Below are 15065 nucleotides of genomic sequence, written 5' to 3' on the forward strand. Positions count from 1 at the left end.
GAGCCTTGTCATGATCTCGATTGTCCGTGCCACTCATGAACGACTCGACGACCTCATCCCCCTGGTCGACGGCTATCGCCGGTTCTATCGTCAGCCCAGCGACCCCGATGGCGCTCGACGTTTCATGGAAGCGCGTTTCGATAAGGGCGATGCCTACGTGCTGCTGGCTCTCGATGATGACCGCCAGGCCGTCGGTTTCGCGCAACTCTTTCCGGTACCTTCCACGACCAGCCTGGCATCGCGCTGGATCCTCAACGACCTGTTCGTCATGCCCGACGCACGCCGTCAGGGCGCCGGAAGCGCCTTGCTGGAAGCGGCCCGGGAACTGGCCCGTACGCGAGGCGTTCCGCAACTGATGCTGCGTACCCAGGTCGAGAACGCGACGGCCAAGGCCCGCTACCATGCGCTTGGCTGGCAGCGCGACGAGGCGTTCGATACCTACCTGATGGCGGTGTGAGGGGAATGTCTCATGACCCAAGTCTATAACGCATACGGTCAGCCGGTCGGCCCCGATATCGGTCACTGGCAACCCCCGTCAGGGCTCGATGCCGAGGACCTGGAGGGGCGATTCTGTCGGCTGACGCCGCTGGATGCCAAGCGCCATGCCGACGCCCTGTGGCAGGCGTGGCAGGAGCCGGATCCCGAGATCGAGAACGATGCCGAAGGACGTGCCCGCTGGACCTATCTCGGTGGTCGCCCCTTCGACGACGAGGCCGGCTGCCGAGCCTGGCTGGCGTACATGAGCGCGGAGCGGGACCTGCTGTGTTACGCCGTGGTCGATCCCGTCGACGGGCAGGCGGCCGGCATGGCGGCGTATCTCAATATCGTGCCGGCGGATGGACGGATCGAGATCGGCCATCTCAGCTTCTCGCCCCGCATGGCGAGAACTCCGATGTCCAGCGAGGCGTTGATGGTGATGATGGCCCATGCCTTCGACCAGGGTTACCGGCGTCTCGAATGGAAGTGCGATGCCCTGAACGCTCCTTCACGCCGCGCCGCCGAGCGGCTGGGTTTCCGCTTCGAGGGCGTCTTTCGCCAGCATCGGATCGTGGCCGGGCGCAACCGGGATACCGCCTGGTTCTCGATATTGGATGATGAGTGGCCGGCGATTCGCGAGTGTCACCGCCGCTGGCTGGCTCCCGAGAACTTCGATGCGACGGGTCGCCAGTATCGGTCGCTGTCGTCGATGACCGCTGTCCTGCCACCCGACACCTCCCGACCTTGAGAGTGCACCATGTATCAACCGCCCCAGTTCCGCCTCGGTCGTGCCGAATGCCATCGGGCCATCGAGGCCGCCCCCTTCGCGACCCTGGTGACCCGGGAGGCTTCCGGTGCGCCAGATGCGGATCACTTGCCACTCTTGCTGACACCGGCAGCGGATGAGTGCTCGCCTGACAGGCTGCGTGGCCATATCGCGCGTGCCAACCCGCTTGCTCATCGTCTTGAAGGTGGCATGGACGATGTCGAGGCGCTGGCGATCTTTCATGGTCCCCAGGCCTATATCACCCCGAGCTGGTATCCGGCCAAGCAAGCGCATGGCAAGGTGGTGCCGACCTGGAACTATCAGGTGGTGCACGTGCATGGCAGGCTGCGCCTGATCGACGATCCGTACTGGCTCCACGAGATGGTGGTGGCGCTCACCGAGCGCTTCGAAGGCGAGCGGGAGAGTCCCTGGCGGGTCAGCGATGCGCCCGACGATTATATCGCGGCGATGTGCCGTGCCATCGTCGGGGTCGAGATCACCGTCGAGCGTCTGGAGGGCAAGCGCAAGGCCAGTCAGCACAAGTCGCTGGAGGAACGCCGGGCAATTTACCAGGGATTGCGAGATGAGTACGGCCATGATGAACAGGATGCCACCTGCCTCGGTGGCATTCCGACATCATACTCCGCAGGCGATTAGCGATAATCCGCGTAAACCCTCGCTAGGGCGGGGAGCAGTCACACGATATCCAGTGGCTCCTTGCGCCCTGTTGCCGGAAAGGCGGCGTCGAGCCGGTCCAGGGCCTCATTGTCGAGCGTCGTCTCGAGCAGGGCGGCATTGTCGCGCACGTGCTGCGGCTGCACCGCCTTGGGAATGGCGATGACATCGCGTTTGCCATCCAGCGGGCGGATGGCCCAGGCCAGCAGCAACTGGGCCGATGTGAGGCCGCGTTCGTCGGCCAGTGCCGTGACCTCGGGATGATCGAGCAGCCGGCGGCGCAGGCGGCCGGCCTGGGCCAGCGGACAGTAGGCCATCAAGGGCATGCCGTGATCGCGCTGCCAGGGGCGAAGGCTGTGTTCGATGCCTCGCGAACCGAGGTGGTAGAGCACCTGGTTGACGGCGCAGTCGCTACCGCCCGGCGTGGCACTCAGCGCCTGCATGTCGTCGATGTCGAAGTTGGAGACACCGAAACGGCGAATCTTGCCGGCTTCTCGCAACCGTTCGAAGGCGTCCAGGGTCTCGTCCAGCGGAATGCCTCCGGGCCAGTGCAGCAGGTAGAGGTCCAGGTGGTCGGTACCCAGGCGTTGCAGGCTGCGTTCGCAGGCCGCGATGGCGCTGTCGCGCCCGGCGTTCCAGGGATAGACCTTGGAGACCAGGAAGGCATCGTCCCGGCGGCCGTGGAGCGCCTCGCCGACTACTTCCTCGGCACCGCCGTCGCCGTACATTTCGGCGGTGTCGATCAGCGTCTGGCCGAGATCCAGTCCCTGCCGGAGCGCACGCACTTCGTCGGCGCGAGGGGCCAGGCCTTCCCCCATGAACCAGGTGCCTTGTCCGATGGCGGGTAGCTCGATAGCGGGTTCATGGGGAGTAGCGGCGAGGGTGATGCGGGGGGAAGTCGTCATGGCGCATCCTCTTGGCGGTTGTATCCAACTGTAGTTTTGGAAGTATTTTCCATATATTCTGGTTGCAGGCCGTTCGGGATGCAACGGGCCTTGTGTCTCGGGACGGTCATCCCCATGTTCTATGGTGTAGAAGCAATGCTGCGACCAACCTAAATTTCGAGGAGTCGAGATGAGCATCAAGAAGAACGGAAGCGCCGTCTGGCAGGGCGGTATCAAGGATGGCCAGGGTACGGTGTCCACCCAGAGTGGCGTGCTCGATGAGGTGTCCTACAGTTTCGCCAAGCGCTTCGAAGGCGAGAGCGGTTCCAACCCCGAGGAACTGATCGGGGCCGCTCATGCCAGCTGTTATTCGATGGCGTTGTCGCTGATCCTCGGCGAGGCCGGTTATACCCCGGAGCGTATCGCCACGCAGGCGACGGTTTCTCTGGAAGAGGATTCGAGCGGCTTCAGCATCAACAAGATTCATCTGGAGACCCGTGCCAGCATCCCCGGTGCCGATGAGGCGGCCTTCGAGGACGCCGCGAACAAGGCCAAGGAAGGGTGCCCGGTATCCAAGCTGTTCAATGCCGAGATCAGCCTGGACGCCAAACTGGAAGGCTGACGCCGATAATGACGTAGCGCCGTCTTGTTCGAGAGGCCGCCCGACCGGGCGGCCTCTCGACGTTCTGGGCGGCTTCAGGCCCTGCGGGCGGCGTCTACCAGGGCACGGACCAGGCGTTGCTGGGGGCGGTTGAAGATCAACCACTCGGGGTGCCACTGCACGCCGATCAGGAAGTCGTGGTGGCGGGACTCAATGCCCTGTACCAGGCCGTCGCGGTCGCGGGCGACGATCTCGATCCCCTTGCCGGTCCGTTGTACCGCCTGGTGATGGAGGCTGTTGATGCGGCACCAGGTGACCTTGAGGATCCGGTTGAGCTGGCTGTCGCCGACGATGTCCACGGTCTTGCGGGGCAGCACGGTGCGTCGAGGCTTCAATCCCTCGTGGGTCGTGTAGATATCGGGGTCCAGGGTGCCGCCCAGGTGCACGTTGATCAGCTGGGCGCCGCGGCAGATGCCGAGCACCGGGATGCCGCCGGGAATGAAGCGTTCGAGCAGCTGCAGTTCGAGCTCGTCGCGTTCCGGGTCGACACGTACATCGAGGTGCATCTCGGCGCCGTAGAGGTGGGCCTGGATATCGTCGCCGCCGCCGATGATCAGTCCGTCGAGGTGAGTTGGCACGGGGCGTGCGGGCGAGAGTCGCAGCGGTCGTCCACCATGACGTCGGACGGCGAACCAGTCGAACCACCAGGCGATGCGGCTCTTGCGATCCGAGGTAGTGATACCGATCAACGGGCGCTCGGCCATCAGTGACGCAGCCTCCGGCGCAGGGCGTTCCAGCAGCGACGTGGCCAACTGGGCCGATGGCGTGCGAGATACTGGGCGCCACGCTCGGCCAGGGTGTCGGGGGCGGCGGCCAGCACTTCGACCTCCAGCCAGCGGTTCCACTCCATGCTGGCCCCCCAGTCGGCTTCGGAGAGCTGGGCGTTGGGCAGGCGGTAGTGGTAGGTCGGGCGCGGTTGGACCAGGTGGTCGCTCAGCAGCTCGTGGGGATGCTCCGGGGCCAGGTAGGCGAACAGTGGCAGCAGATCGAGTTCCCGGTTGCGGGTCGGGTTGTGCTCCAGGTAATCGTCGATCAGGGTCCGCAGGTCCGGTCGGTAATCCGGGTCCAGCACCTTGAGCGCGTAGGCGCGCGAGAAGGGGTTGGCATGGGGCAGGACCTCCCGGGTGATGTCCACCTGGATCTGTTCGCGCAGCCAGCGCGCAGTGAGCAGGTAGGCGCGCAGGCAGGCCAGAATGTCGTCGATCTCGAGACTCGGGGCCTCAGGATTGAGATGCAGGCCGAAGCCGTAGAGCAGGCTGGCGTCGGTGCCCTTGGCGCCATGTTGGCGCAGGGCATCGAACAGGGCATCGAGTTCGTCGAGTTCGTTCCAGGGCACCGGGGGGCAGACGATCTCGGTGGGGACCAGGCCGGTGACCACGTCGCCGATCAATTCGCGGGTGCGGGAATGAAAATCCTGGCGCATGCGTTCCCACTCGCTGTCGCGATAGGCCTCCGCATCGAGCCGTTCCTGGTCCGGGTGGGCGTACTGGGTGTCCAGCTCAATACCGAAGTCACCCCAACGGGCATTCTTGACCTTGAGGCGATGGGCGCTGATCACGTCGAGCTCGCCGCCGAACAGGGACATCACCAGGTCAGCCGTTTCCCTGGGCGGCAGGCCGGCGAACTCGATCTCGACGCCGACCCGTCGAGCCTGGCCGTCGTCGTTATCGGGGATGGGTGGCGGTTGCGGCGTCATGACGGCATCCTGTTGTCAGGTTTCGGCAGCCTAACACACTGGCAGAGCATCTTTATGTCAGGATATGTCCTTATACCGTGACTCTCTGGATGGAGACCCGACGTTGCTCATCGCGCACCGCTTCTCGATGGTCCTGCGTGGCCTTTTGACGCTGCTCCTGTTGATGTGGCCGCTGCTTGCGGCGGCACAGCCCTCGCCGCTATCGGGCCTGGCGAGCGCCAAGCAATCGGAAGGCACCAATCCCCAGGAACTTCAGGCGTCGCTGGATCAGGTCATTTCCACCCTGGAAGACGATGCCAAACGGCAGGCACTGCTGGAAAACCTGGAGGCGCTGCGTCAGGCCAACCAGCCGGTCGCCGATCAGAATGGCATCACCTCCCAGCAGGGCTTGCTGGGCGCGCTAGCCGATACCTTCAACCAGCTGGGAGAACAGGCCGAGGCGGGCCAATCTCCCGTGGACGGCTGGCGCCTTCAATTGAGCGAGGGCTGGCAGGATCTGACCGAGCTGGTGGTGCAGACCGGGAATGCCGAGCTGGTGCGTTTCGTCATCGAACTGACCGTTCTGGTGGCGATCTGGGCCGGCCTGCTGGTGATTTTCATCGCCCTGGGGCGAATGCTTGCCAGGCGCCGTGACTGGCCGCTGGATCTACCGCGCGAGCCCAGGGCGCACTTGATGGTGATCCATTTCCTGCGACGCATGTTGCCCTGGGCACTGGCCTTTGCCCTGACGATGGGCATTGCGCAACTGGTGCCGAGCAGTGCCGGACGCACGGGCGCTCTGGTGATTGCCTATGTCGCCTTGTGCGGGCGCACCCTGTCGGTGGTGGTGGAGACGGTCATCTCGGTGTTCACCCGTGGGCATCGTTTCGTCGCCGTGCGCATTCTGCAGCATCAGAGCCTGCGGCCGTTGTTCATGATCGGCGCCTTGATTGCCCTGGGCGATGCCCTCAACTCATCGCGGCTAACCGAGCTCATCGGTTTCGACCTGGCCAGCCTTTGCTCGGTGTTGGCCAATACCCTGGCGGCCGTATTGAGCGGTCGCTTCATTCTGCGCTTCAAGCGTCCCATCAAGCATCTGATTCGCAATCGCCCCTATTCCCAGCGGCGCGAGAAGGGGGGGACGTCGGAAGTGGTCCGCGTGGTCGGAGGCCTCTGGCATGTGCCGGCGCTGCTGCTGGTGGGCGGTTCCCTGATGGCGATCTTCGTCACGGGGGGCGATGTCGGCACGGCGCTGGCGCGTTCGATCATTTCCGCCGCCTTGCTGGTACTGACGCTGGTCGTGGCGGGGTTGCTGCGGCGACATGCCGAGAAGCGCTCGACGCGTCGCCGCCAGAGCGAGTATCGGCGTCGACTGGAGCGCTTCGGGTATGCGCTGGCCCATGTCCTGGCCTGGTTTGCCTTCGCCGAGCTCTCGCTGCAGGTATGGGGCGCCTCCTTGATCGGTATCGGCAGTCAAGGGGTGGCCAGCGTGCGTATCGGCCAGGCACTGCTGGGCATTGGCTTCACCATCCTGCTGGCCTGGCTGGCGTGGATCTTCGCCGATACGGCCATCCAGCGTGCCCTGGTGTCGTCGGCCCGTTCCCGTGGGCGTCGGGTCAATCAGGCGCGCGCCCAGACCATCACGCCGATGATCCGCAATGTCATCTTCGCCACCATCGTGATCATCGCGGCGATCGTCGGGCTGGCCAATCTGGGCGTCAATGTCACGCCGCTGCTGGCGGGTGCCGGTGTGATCGGCCTGGCCATCGGCTTCGGTGCCCAGACCCTGGTGCAGGACCTGATTACCGGTATCTTCATCCTCATCGAGGACTCCCTGGCGGTGGATGACTTCGTCAAGATCAACGGCCACATGGGCACCGTCGAGGGCCTGACCCTGCGCACCGTGAGGCTGCGTGACCTGGATGGCATCGTGCACATCATCACCTTCAGTCGCATCGACTCGATCCATAACATGTCGCGTCAGTTCGGCATCGCCCTGATGAAGATCCGGATTCCCTACGACATGAAGATCGACGATGCCATCACCCTGATGCACGAAACCGCCAGGGCGCTGCGACAGGACCCGATGATGCGCCACCACATCTGGTCGCCGCTGGAAATGCAGGGAATTCATGCCTTCGAGGATGGCTGTCCGATCCTGCGCATGCGCTTTCGTACGGCGCCCGAGATGCAGTGGGATGTGGCCCGGGCCTTCAATCTGCTGCTCAAGCAGCGCATGGAAGAGCAGGAGGTCGATCTCGGCGTGCCGCGCCTCAGCGTCAGCATGGAAGGGCGCGGCGGCGGTCGGCTCGATGGCAGCAGCGAGCGGGGCGACGAGCGGGACGCAGCGGGTCGCGATCCCGGCGAAGCGGGTGTCGCCGATCCCCATCACCAGACCAGTGCCAGTGGCGGCTCCCCCGATCCCGGTACCTGACCCTTGGCCCCGCTCGGGGCCCGCCTCCCGCTCTCCTGTTTCCCAACGCGCGCCCGAGCCCGGTGGCCTCGGGCGCTTTTCCGACGCTCTGTCCCCTGTGTCCCGTTCCCTCGCCGCCCCAGCAAGGCGTTCCCCCGTTCGACCACGCCAGTCCCTGCGGCTGCAGGGCGTGAGATACGACCATGGTTGGAATCAGTAAACGTTTACGGTTTGGAAGTAAACGTTTACTTTGACGTCATGTCGCCGGTATCGGCGGCGTTTTCATCGCCCGCCCGGGCAACGCCAGAAGGAGCCAATCCATGACGATCAAGGTCACGGTCTGGGGCGAGAACGTCCACGAGCAGACCAACGACGTGGTAGCGCGCATCTATCCCGAGGGCATGCACGCCTGCATTGCCGCGGGGCTCAACGAGGACCCGCAGATCGAGGCGCGCGCCGTCACGCTGCAGGACCCCGAACAGGGGCTGTCCGAGGCGCTGCTCGACGATACCGACGTGCTGCTGTGGTGGGGGCACGCGGCCCACGGCGATGTCCGCGACGAGATTGTCGACCGTGTCCAGGCCCGGGTGCTGCAGGGCATGGGCCTGCTGGTGCTGCACTCCGGCCACTACGCGAAGATCTTCAAGCGCCTGATGGGCACCACCTGCTCGCTGAAGTGGCGCGAGGCCGGCGAGCGGGAGCGGCTGTGGGTGATCAACCCCGGCCATCCCATCGTTCAGGGGCTGGGCGACTACCTCGAGCTGCCGCACAGCGAGATGTACGGCGAGCCCTTCGCGGTGCCCAACCCCGACGAGGTGATCTTCATCAGCGCCTTCGAGGGCGGCGAGGTGTTCCGCTCCGGCCTCACCTACAAGCGCGGCAATGGCAGGATCTTCTACTTCGGCCCCGGCCACGAGACCTACCCGATCTACTACGACGACCAGGTACGCCGGGTGCTCAAGAACGGCGTCAAGTGGGCCTGCCCCGAGGGCTCGCGGTGGATCGACCGCTGCCCCAACGTGCCGCCCGAGCAGGCGCCGAATCCGGTCGAGGTCAAGGGCGAGGGGTTGCACAAGCCCGGCGAGGAGGGCTTCAAGTGATGCGACTGGCGATCATCGGTGCCGGCGGGATGGCCGGCCAGCACGCTCAGCGGTTCCAGGAGATCGCGGACGTCGAGGTAGTGGCAGTCTGCGACCTGGACGGTGACAAGGCCCGCACCTTCGCCGAGGCCCACGACATCCCCGAGGCCTATGCCGACCTGGCGACCATGCTGGCCCGTGACGACATCCAGGCGGTGAGCAACGCCACCCCGGACGGCGTGCACAAGGCGACGTCGCTGGCCGCCATCGCCGCCGGCAAGCACATCCTCTGCGAGAAGCCGCTGGCCACTAACGCCGCCGATGCCGAGGAAATGGCCGCGGCAGCCCGCGAGGCCGGGGTGATCAACATGGTCAACCTCAGCTATCGCGATGCCCCGGCGATCCAACTGGCCCGCGAACTGGTGGCCGACGGCCGGCTGGGGCGGGTGATGCATGTCGACGCCAGTTACCGCCAGAGCTGGCTGGTGAGCGACGCCTGGGGACGCTGGGACCAGGACAGCCAGTGGCTGTGGCGGCTTTCCGGAGCGCATGGCAGCAAGGGAGTGCTGGGCGACGTGGGGGTGCATATCCTCGACTTCGCCAGCTTTCCGGTGGGCGACATCGCCGCGGTGACCTGCCGGCTCAAGTGCTTCGACAAGGCCCCGGGCAACCGCATCGGCGAGTACACCCTCGACGCCAACGACAGCGCCCTGATGCAGGTGGAGTTCGCCGACGGCGCCCTGGGCAGCGTCCAGGCCACCCGCTGGGCTACCGGCCACCACAACTCGCTGACGCTCTCCGTGCACGGCGACCGCGGCGCGCTGCGCGTCGATCTCGACGCGGCCCGGGACAAGGTGCAGGTGTGCTTCGGCGAGGACGTGCACCCCGCACGCTGGACCGAACTCGCGGCACCGCCCACGCCGAGCATCTACCGGCGCTTCGTCGATGGTATCGCAAGCGGCGTCAACGACTCGCCCGATTTCGCTCGCGGCGCGGCCCTGCAACGGGTGCTGGATGCCTGCTTCGACGCCGACGCCCGGGGCGATGTCCTGCATCTGGAAAGACCGCTCGCCTGAAGTCGCACCGTTCCGTCCGATCGGGCACAATCCCGTGGTCGGCAACCGACGGTATCCGGCAGCAGATGGCGGCCGGCGCGAGGTCGGTCGCCCGGTGACGAGGCAGGCGATGAGCAGAGAACCGTCGAAGACGGCCAACATCCGGGAAATCGCGCGACGGGCGGGGGTCTCCATCGCCTCGGTCAGCCGCGCGCTCAACGACAAGCCGGGCATCAGCGAGGCGCTGCGCGAGCGTATCCTCTCCATCAGCCGCGACGTGGAGTACCGGCCCAGCGCCGCCGCCCGTCAGCTGATCAGCGGCAAGGCCGCGGTGGTGGGCATCTCGCTGGGGCGCCGCGACGTCGAGCTGCGGCCCTACTACATCCTGCTCTACCAGCACCTGACCGTGGCGCTGCACCGACAGGGCATGGTGCCGATCTTCTTCGCCCACGACCGTACGGCGACCCTGCCCGAGCAGGCCGGCGCCGCCATCCTGCTCGGCGAGTTCGCCGACGACCCGCGCCCCGAACTGATGACCTCGCGGGATGTGCCCTTCGTGCGCATCGGCCTGGCCGGAGAGAGCTTCTCGGTGGCGCCGGAAGATCGGCACGGCATCTACCTGGCCACTCGCCACCTGATCGAAAGCGGGCGGCGGCGCATCGCCTTCGTCGGCGACGACCTGCAGAGCCCTCACAGCCAGCATCGCCTGGACGGCTATCGCCAGGCCCTCGACGAGGCCGGCCTCGAGGCCGCGCTGATCGATATCCCGCCCAACCTGGACCCGGCGCTGACCGGCTATCGCTGGCTGAGCCGGCGCCTCGAGCAGGTCCCGCGCGCTCATGACGGCCTGGTCTGCGAGACCGACGAGCTGGCCCGAGGCTGCCTGACGGCCCTGGAGGATCATGGCCTGGACGTGCCCGGCGAGGTCGCGGTTACCGGCTTCGACGATCTGCCGACCCTGGCCGAGGGCCTGACCACGGTGCGCCAGGACATCGCCGCCATCGCCGCCATGAGCGTCGAGCTGCTGGGCGAGGCGCTGGCGGGCAAGCCGCCGCGCCATGTGTCGATGCCGGTGGAACTGGTGGTTCGCGAGACTGGCTGAACGCGTTACAAAGGGAGGATTGGCGGTCCACCCATCTCTTGATGGCAGGAGGAAAACACCATGCGATCGTTGATCCAGACATTGCTGGCGCCGGTGGCCTGGGTGGCCGAGAAGCTCGGTACCCGACGCGAGGCCTCGCGCGACGAGCCCGAGCAGGCCCGGGTCGACGAGGCCTGCGAGAGCCTGGCGCTCTACCAGTTCTGGAGTTGTCCCTACTGTGTGCGGGTACGCCGCGAGATCACTCGTCTCGCCCTGACGATCGAGATCCGCGATATCCGGCTCGATCCCGAGCATCGCCGGGCGCTGATGGAAGGCGGCGGCAAGGCGCAGGTGCCCTGCCTGCGCATCGAGGAGGGCGACGAGGTGAGCTGGTTATACGAATCCAGTGACATTGTCGATTACCTGCGCCGACGCTTCGGCGCATAGAGCGGGGGCTCGATTTATCATGCCTGCCATCTAAAACGTTCGTCTTGACGTACGTTCTGCAAGGCGTACACTGAGGGAAAGTGAAACATTGTAGAGGTGCGTCATGACCGGCATTACAGCGACTGAGGCGCGCAGCAACCTGTATCGGTTGATCGATGAAACGGCCGAGTCCCATCAGCCGGTCGTCATCATGGGTAAGCGGAACAAAGCCGTTCTGGTATCCGAAGAAGACTGGTCGGCGATTCAGGAAACCCTGTACCTGCTCTCCGTGCCGGGGATGCGAGAGTCTATTCGTGAGGGGATGGATGCCCCCGTGGATGAGTGTGATGAGGATCTGGACTGGTGACATGGAAGTTGGTTTACACCAAACAAGCCCAGAAGGACGCAAGGAAGCTGGCTTCCAGCGGCCTCAAGCCAAAAGCCAAGGAATTGTTGGCTCTGATTGCAGAAGATCCCTACCGCAGGCCGCCACCGTTTGAGAAGCTTATTGGTGATCTTGAAGGGGCCTATTCACGCCGTATCAATATTCAGCATCGTCTGGTCTACCAAGTGCTCGAGGATGAGCGAGTGGTAAAAGTCCTCAGGCTCTGGAGCCACTATGAATGATGCATAACCGGCCGCTGTGCAGAGATCCTCGTCAGGCCTGCCGAGCAACGCCCAGCCAACCCCAGCCGATACAGCGCGACGAACGCCTGCTCATGGCCGAAAGACGACGCTTGCAAGGCATTGGTGACGGCCTGCATTCATTTCTCTCGAAGGCGGAGTTCTTTTCCGTCATTGCGCGGTCCCATGGCATGGGACCGATGACGGAACGTAGTGAACAGAGTCTTTACAGCGTTTCTTCCAGCAGCATGGCGAGCCGCTTGTGGTGCAGGGCATCGGCGGCCGCGTCGTAGGAGGGGGCGTCCTTGGCGGTGAAGCCGTGGGCCGCGCCATTGTAGAGCTCGGTGGTGAAGTGCACGCCGGCGGCGGCCAGCGCCTCGTCCATGCGGGCGATCTGCTCGGCGGGCAGTAGTTCATCCTTGTCGGCGTGGCCGAAGTAGACGCGCGCCTCGATGGCGTCGACCACGCCCACGGGGCTCGAGGCGTCGTCGGCCTTTGCCAGGTTGGCCGAGTGGAAGCCGGCTGCAGCGGCCACTCGGTCGGGGTGTTCGGCTGCCATGCGCAGCGCGAAGGCCGAGGTCATGCAATAGCCGACCACGCCGATCTTGCCGCCCGTGAACTCGGCTGCGCGGTCGAGGCAGTCGATCAGGGCAGCGAAGTCGCGGGATTGCGCCTCGGGCGTGAGATGACCGGCATACTCGACCAGCGTCGGACGCACCTCCGGGTCGCGGAAGGACTTGCCTTCCGGCACGATCTCGCCGGCCGCGTCACGGTAGTAGACGTTGGGCATCAGGACGGCGTAGCCGTTGTCCGCGATTCGCTGGGCCTTCTCGTGATAGCAGGGGCGCAGGCCGCCGATATCGGTGAACAGCACCACGGCCGGCAGCGGACCGTCGACGTTGGTGGGCGTGACGATGTGGGCGTCGATGGTGCCGTCGGTGGCGGGAATGTCGATGGCGCGAGACATGAGAGACTCCGGATGTCGATGGCGGATGGAGATTGTCGGGGACGACTGTCACGAGGGACGAATCTAACCGGAGACGGGGCCCGTTGACGAGGCCGCGGCTCCCCGCCCCGGGAGTCGGTCGCCTGTGGATAGGGCGATCGGGCGGGAAAGCCCCGGTTGTGGCTCAGGCTACCCGTAGCCGCTTGCCGAACAGCAACCCGCCCCACTGCAGGCGGTTGACCGCCAGGTTCCAGGTGATGGAGCCGGCCATGCCCACCCCCGCCAGGGTCAGCGCATAGAGTCCCAACGGGAGACGCTGGTCAGGGTCCAGCCGGTCCACCAGGTTGAAGAACATCGGGTGGGCCAGGTAGATGCCGAAGGAGAACTCGTTGAGCCGACGCACCAACGGCGGGGCCCGACGACCGCGCAGTCGATGCATCGCCCACAGGGTAAAGAGCAGGAACAGCGGGACCACCCACACTTCCTTGGAGGAGTATTCCAGCCAGCCGGGCAGCGCGAGCAGTACCACCAGGCCGATCAGGGCCAACAGCCAGCGCGGTTGCGCCAGTGCTTCCAGCCAGGCCGGACGGGTCTCGGTCTGATAGTGCCGCACCAGCGTCAGGGCCAGGAAGAACAGATAGAGCCAGCCGAAGGGCGCGATCCAGTGCAGGTAGCCCGGCGGCAGTTGGCTGCGCCACTGCCAGTAGCCCCACCAGCTCATGCTGACCAGGCTGCCGAGTGCCAGCCACGGGGTGGCCGGTAGCCAGCGGCCCAGGTTCAGCCGTCCGTAGAGCCAGTAGAAGGCGTAGAACTGGGCGGCGATGAGCAGGAAGTAGCCGTGCCAGCCGGCGTAGAGCAGATACTCGCGCAGGACGTCCGCAGCCCGGCATCGTCGTCAGCCGCGTGCAGGCGCAGGAACTCCGCGACGGCATACGCCAGGCCATAGACCAGATAGGGCACCATGATGTACTTCAGGCGATTGCCCAGGAAGCCGCGGGGAACCTCGTTCCCGTAGCGCAGGGAGAACAGGAAGACCGAGATGAAGATGAAGACCGGGGTACCGAACACCGTCGGAATACGGGCGACGTCGGTGACCAGGGTGTCCAGGCGCTGGTTGAGATGATCGAGGAGATGAAAGGCGAAGACCGCCAGGCAGCCGTAGGCGCGTAGCCAGTAGATTTCCTCGACGCGTTGCATGCTTCGGTTCCCTGCCAGCATCATGAAGAGTGAACGTGTATTGCGTACCCGCTGTCGGACCACGGCGTGCGCCATGAATTCCCTTCATCGGCGATGTCGTACATTCGCGGCTAGTGTCGTAAGAGAGGGAGAGCGCCAGGATTCTACAGCCAACTCTGACACAGGACACCAGGGAGGATCCGACATGTCGGCGGTGGCTCGAGGCGTGGCGTTCGCCATCCTGACGCTCCTGGTACTGGTCGGTCAGGTAGCGGCCGGCCAGGTCACCCATCACCGTTTCCATTCCGAGGTGCTGGGGCGCGACTATCCCTATACCCTCTATCTGCCTGTCGGCTACCACGACTCCGGGCTGGAGTATCCGGTGATCTATCTGCTGCACGGCTCCTTCGGCAGCGACCGTGACTGGGTCAACCGCGGGAGGCTGGAAGCCGTCGCCGACCGGATGATCCGACGGGGACGCATCCCGCCGGCCGTGATCGTCATGCCCGGGAGCCGTAGCTGGTGGGTCGATGGTCACAATGAGCCGGCCCGCACCGCTTTTCTCGAGGAGCTCATGCCTCAGGTGGAGGCGCTCTGGCGGGTGGTGCCCGAGCGAGAATGGCGCGGCATCGCCGGGCTCTCCGCCGGTGGTTATGGCACGGTGAACATGATCCTCGAACGCCCCGAGCTGTTCGGCGCCGCGGCGGCCCTGAGCCCGGCCAGTTACTATCCCCTGCCGCCGGCCGACTCCACGGCACGTCGACACCCGGCCTTCCTGACCCCCGACCGCCGTTTCGATGCCGAGCTGTGGCGGCAGCTCAACTATCCGGCCCATCTCGATGGCTATCTGGCCCAGGAGCGGGTAGTGCCGCTCTACCTGAGTGCCGGTGATCGCGACCGTTTCGATGCCATGAGGCATGCCCGCCGGCTGCAGGCGGCGCTGGAAGTGCACCAGCCGGGCCGGGTGCCGCTGGAGGTGCTGCCGGGGGGCCACAGCTGGCGCGTGTGGCGGGCCAGTCTCGGCCCGGCGCTGGAGTTCATGTTTCGCCATCTGCGAGCGCCGATCCCGACGCAGACGATGCCCTCGTCGACTACCGACGCGGCACCCTGATGCTTGGCCCTCGAGA

18 protein-coding genes are annotated in these 15065 nt (G+C 65.4%); 12 read left to right on the forward strand and 6 right to left on the reverse strand.

Going from position 1 to position 15065, the window contains the following annotated elements; translation table 11 throughout:
* Positions 1–10 precede the first annotated feature (10 nt).
* Genes LU493_RS02470 through LU493_RS02480 form a run of 3 tightly spaced genes read left to right on the forward strand, consistent with a single transcriptional unit; the run spans position 11 to position 1900 of the window.
* A complete protein-coding gene (locus LU493_RS02470) occupies positions 11–457 on the forward strand; it encodes a GNAT family N-acetyltransferase (RefSeq protein ID WP_275286195.1) in 447 nt (148 codons plus the stop codon).
* Between the two features lie 12 nt (positions 458–469).
* Positions 470–1225: a GNAT family N-acetyltransferase gene (locus LU493_RS02475; RefSeq protein ID WP_275286196.1), complete on the forward strand. Its 756-nt coding sequence runs from the start codon at positions 470–472 to the stop codon at positions 1223–1225.
* A gap of 9 nt (positions 1226–1234) precedes the next feature.
* Positions 1235–1900 (forward strand): FMN-binding negative transcriptional regulator, encoded by a 666-nt coding sequence (locus LU493_RS02480; RefSeq protein WP_275286197.1) that lies wholly within the window; start codon positions 1235–1237, stop codon positions 1898–1900.
* Positions 1901–1938: 38 nt separating this feature from the next.
* On the opposite strand, the gene LU493_RS02485 is transcribed toward LU493_RS02480, so the two are convergent.
* Positions 1939–2823 carry an aldo/keto reductase gene (locus LU493_RS02485; protein WP_275286198.1) on the reverse strand — a complete coding sequence of 295 codons (885 nt, stop codon included), beginning with the start codon at positions 2821–2823 and terminating at the stop codon, positions 1939–1941.
* A 169-nt stretch (positions 2824–2992) separates the two neighbouring features.
* Here LU493_RS02485 and LU493_RS02490 point away from each other — a divergent pair, with 169 nt between their 5' ends.
* On the forward strand, positions 2993–3424 hold the full coding sequence (locus tag LU493_RS02490; RefSeq protein ID WP_275286199.1) for an OsmC family protein: 432 nt from the start codon (positions 2993–2995) through the stop codon (positions 3422–3424).
* A gap of 74 nt (positions 3425–3498) precedes the next feature.
* On the opposite strand, the gene LU493_RS02495 is transcribed toward LU493_RS02490, so the two are convergent.
* Both LU493_RS02495 and LU493_RS02500 read right to left on the reverse strand, forming a co-directional pair.
* A complete protein-coding gene (locus tag LU493_RS02495) occupies positions 3499–4167 on the reverse strand; it encodes a gamma-glutamyl-gamma-aminobutyrate hydrolase family protein (RefSeq protein ID WP_275286200.1) in 669 nt (222 codons plus the stop codon).
* The gene (locus LU493_RS02500; RefSeq protein WP_275286201.1) at positions 4167–5159 is read right to left on the reverse strand and encodes an amidoligase family protein; all 993 of its coding nucleotides are present in this window, start codon (positions 5157–5159) and stop codon (positions 4167–4169) included. The genes LU493_RS02495 and LU493_RS02500 overlap by 1 nt, the downstream gene beginning before the upstream one ends.
* 127 nt (positions 5160–5286) lie before the next feature.
* Here LU493_RS02500 and LU493_RS02505 point away from each other — a divergent pair, with 127 nt between their 5' ends.
* The 7 genes from LU493_RS02505 (at position 5287) to LU493_RS02535 (ending at position 11819) form a co-directional block, all read left to right on the forward strand.
* On the forward strand, positions 5287–7572 hold the full coding sequence (locus LU493_RS02505; protein WP_428994515.1) for a mechanosensitive ion channel domain-containing protein: 2286 nt from the start codon (positions 5287–5289) through the stop codon (positions 7570–7572).
* A gap of 299 nt (positions 7573–7871) precedes the next feature.
* The gene (locus LU493_RS02510; RefSeq protein WP_275286203.1) at positions 7872–8651 is read left to right on the forward strand and encodes a ThuA domain-containing protein; all 780 of its coding nucleotides are present in this window, start codon (positions 7872–7874) and stop codon (positions 8649–8651) included.
* The gene (locus tag LU493_RS02515) at positions 8651–9706 is read left to right on the forward strand and encodes a Gfo/Idh/MocA family protein (protein ID WP_275286264.1); all 1056 of its coding nucleotides are present in this window, start codon (positions 8651–8653) and stop codon (positions 9704–9706) included. The genes LU493_RS02510 and LU493_RS02515 overlap by 1 nt, the downstream gene beginning before the upstream one ends.
* Before the next feature lie 109 nt (positions 9707–9815).
* On the forward strand, positions 9816–10787 hold the full coding sequence (locus LU493_RS02520; RefSeq protein ID WP_275286204.1) for a LacI family DNA-binding transcriptional regulator: 972 nt from the start codon (positions 9816–9818) through the stop codon (positions 10785–10787).
* Between the two features lie 60 nt (positions 10788–10847).
* Positions 10848–11213 (forward strand): glutaredoxin family protein, encoded by a 366-nt coding sequence (locus LU493_RS02525; RefSeq protein ID WP_275286205.1) that lies wholly within the window; start codon positions 10848–10850, stop codon positions 11211–11213.
* Between the two features lie 103 nt (positions 11214–11316).
* Positions 11317–11559: a type II toxin-antitoxin system Phd/YefM family antitoxin gene (locus tag LU493_RS02530; RefSeq protein ID WP_275286206.1), complete on the forward strand. Its 243-nt coding sequence runs from the start codon at positions 11317–11319 to the stop codon at positions 11557–11559.
* Complete coding sequence (locus LU493_RS02535; RefSeq protein ID WP_275286207.1) at positions 11556–11819, forward strand: Txe/YoeB family addiction module toxin; 264 nt, start codon at positions 11556–11558, stop codon at positions 11817–11819. Before LU493_RS02530 ends, LU493_RS02535 begins: the two co-directional genes overlap by 4 nt.
* A 223-nt stretch (positions 11820–12042) precedes the next feature.
* Here the strand turns inward: LU493_RS02535 and LU493_RS02540 are convergent, their stop codons facing one another.
* The 3 genes from LU493_RS02540 to LU493_RS19975 all read right to left on the reverse strand — a co-directional run bounded on the left by LU493_RS02540 (position 12043) and on the right by LU493_RS19975 (position 13959).
* On the reverse strand, positions 12043–12783 hold the full coding sequence (locus LU493_RS02540) for a dienelactone hydrolase family protein (RefSeq protein ID WP_275286208.1): 741 nt from the start codon (positions 12781–12783) through the stop codon (positions 12043–12045).
* 163 nt (positions 12784–12946) lie between these two features.
* Complete coding sequence (locus LU493_RS02545; protein WP_343076077.1) at positions 12947–13633, reverse strand: acyltransferase family protein; 687 nt, start codon at positions 13631–13633, stop codon at positions 12947–12949.
* Entirely contained in the window at positions 13540–13959 is a 420-nt protein-coding gene (locus LU493_RS19975; protein WP_343076074.1) for an acyltransferase family protein, read from the reverse strand. Before LU493_RS19975 ends, LU493_RS02545 begins: the two co-directional genes overlap by 94 nt.
* A gap of 184 nt (positions 13960–14143) precedes the next feature.
* On the opposite strand from LU493_RS19975, the gene LU493_RS02550 reads away from it, so the two are divergent.
* Positions 14144–15049 (forward strand): alpha/beta hydrolase, encoded by a 906-nt coding sequence (locus tag LU493_RS02550; protein ID WP_275286209.1) that lies wholly within the window; start codon positions 14144–14146, stop codon positions 15047–15049.
* Positions 15050–15065 lie beyond the last annotated feature (16 nt).

The organism is Halomonas elongata (genome assembly GCF_029081005.1).
GTDB lineage: Bacteria > Pseudomonadota > Gammaproteobacteria > Pseudomonadales > Halomonadaceae > Halomonas > Halomonas elongata_B.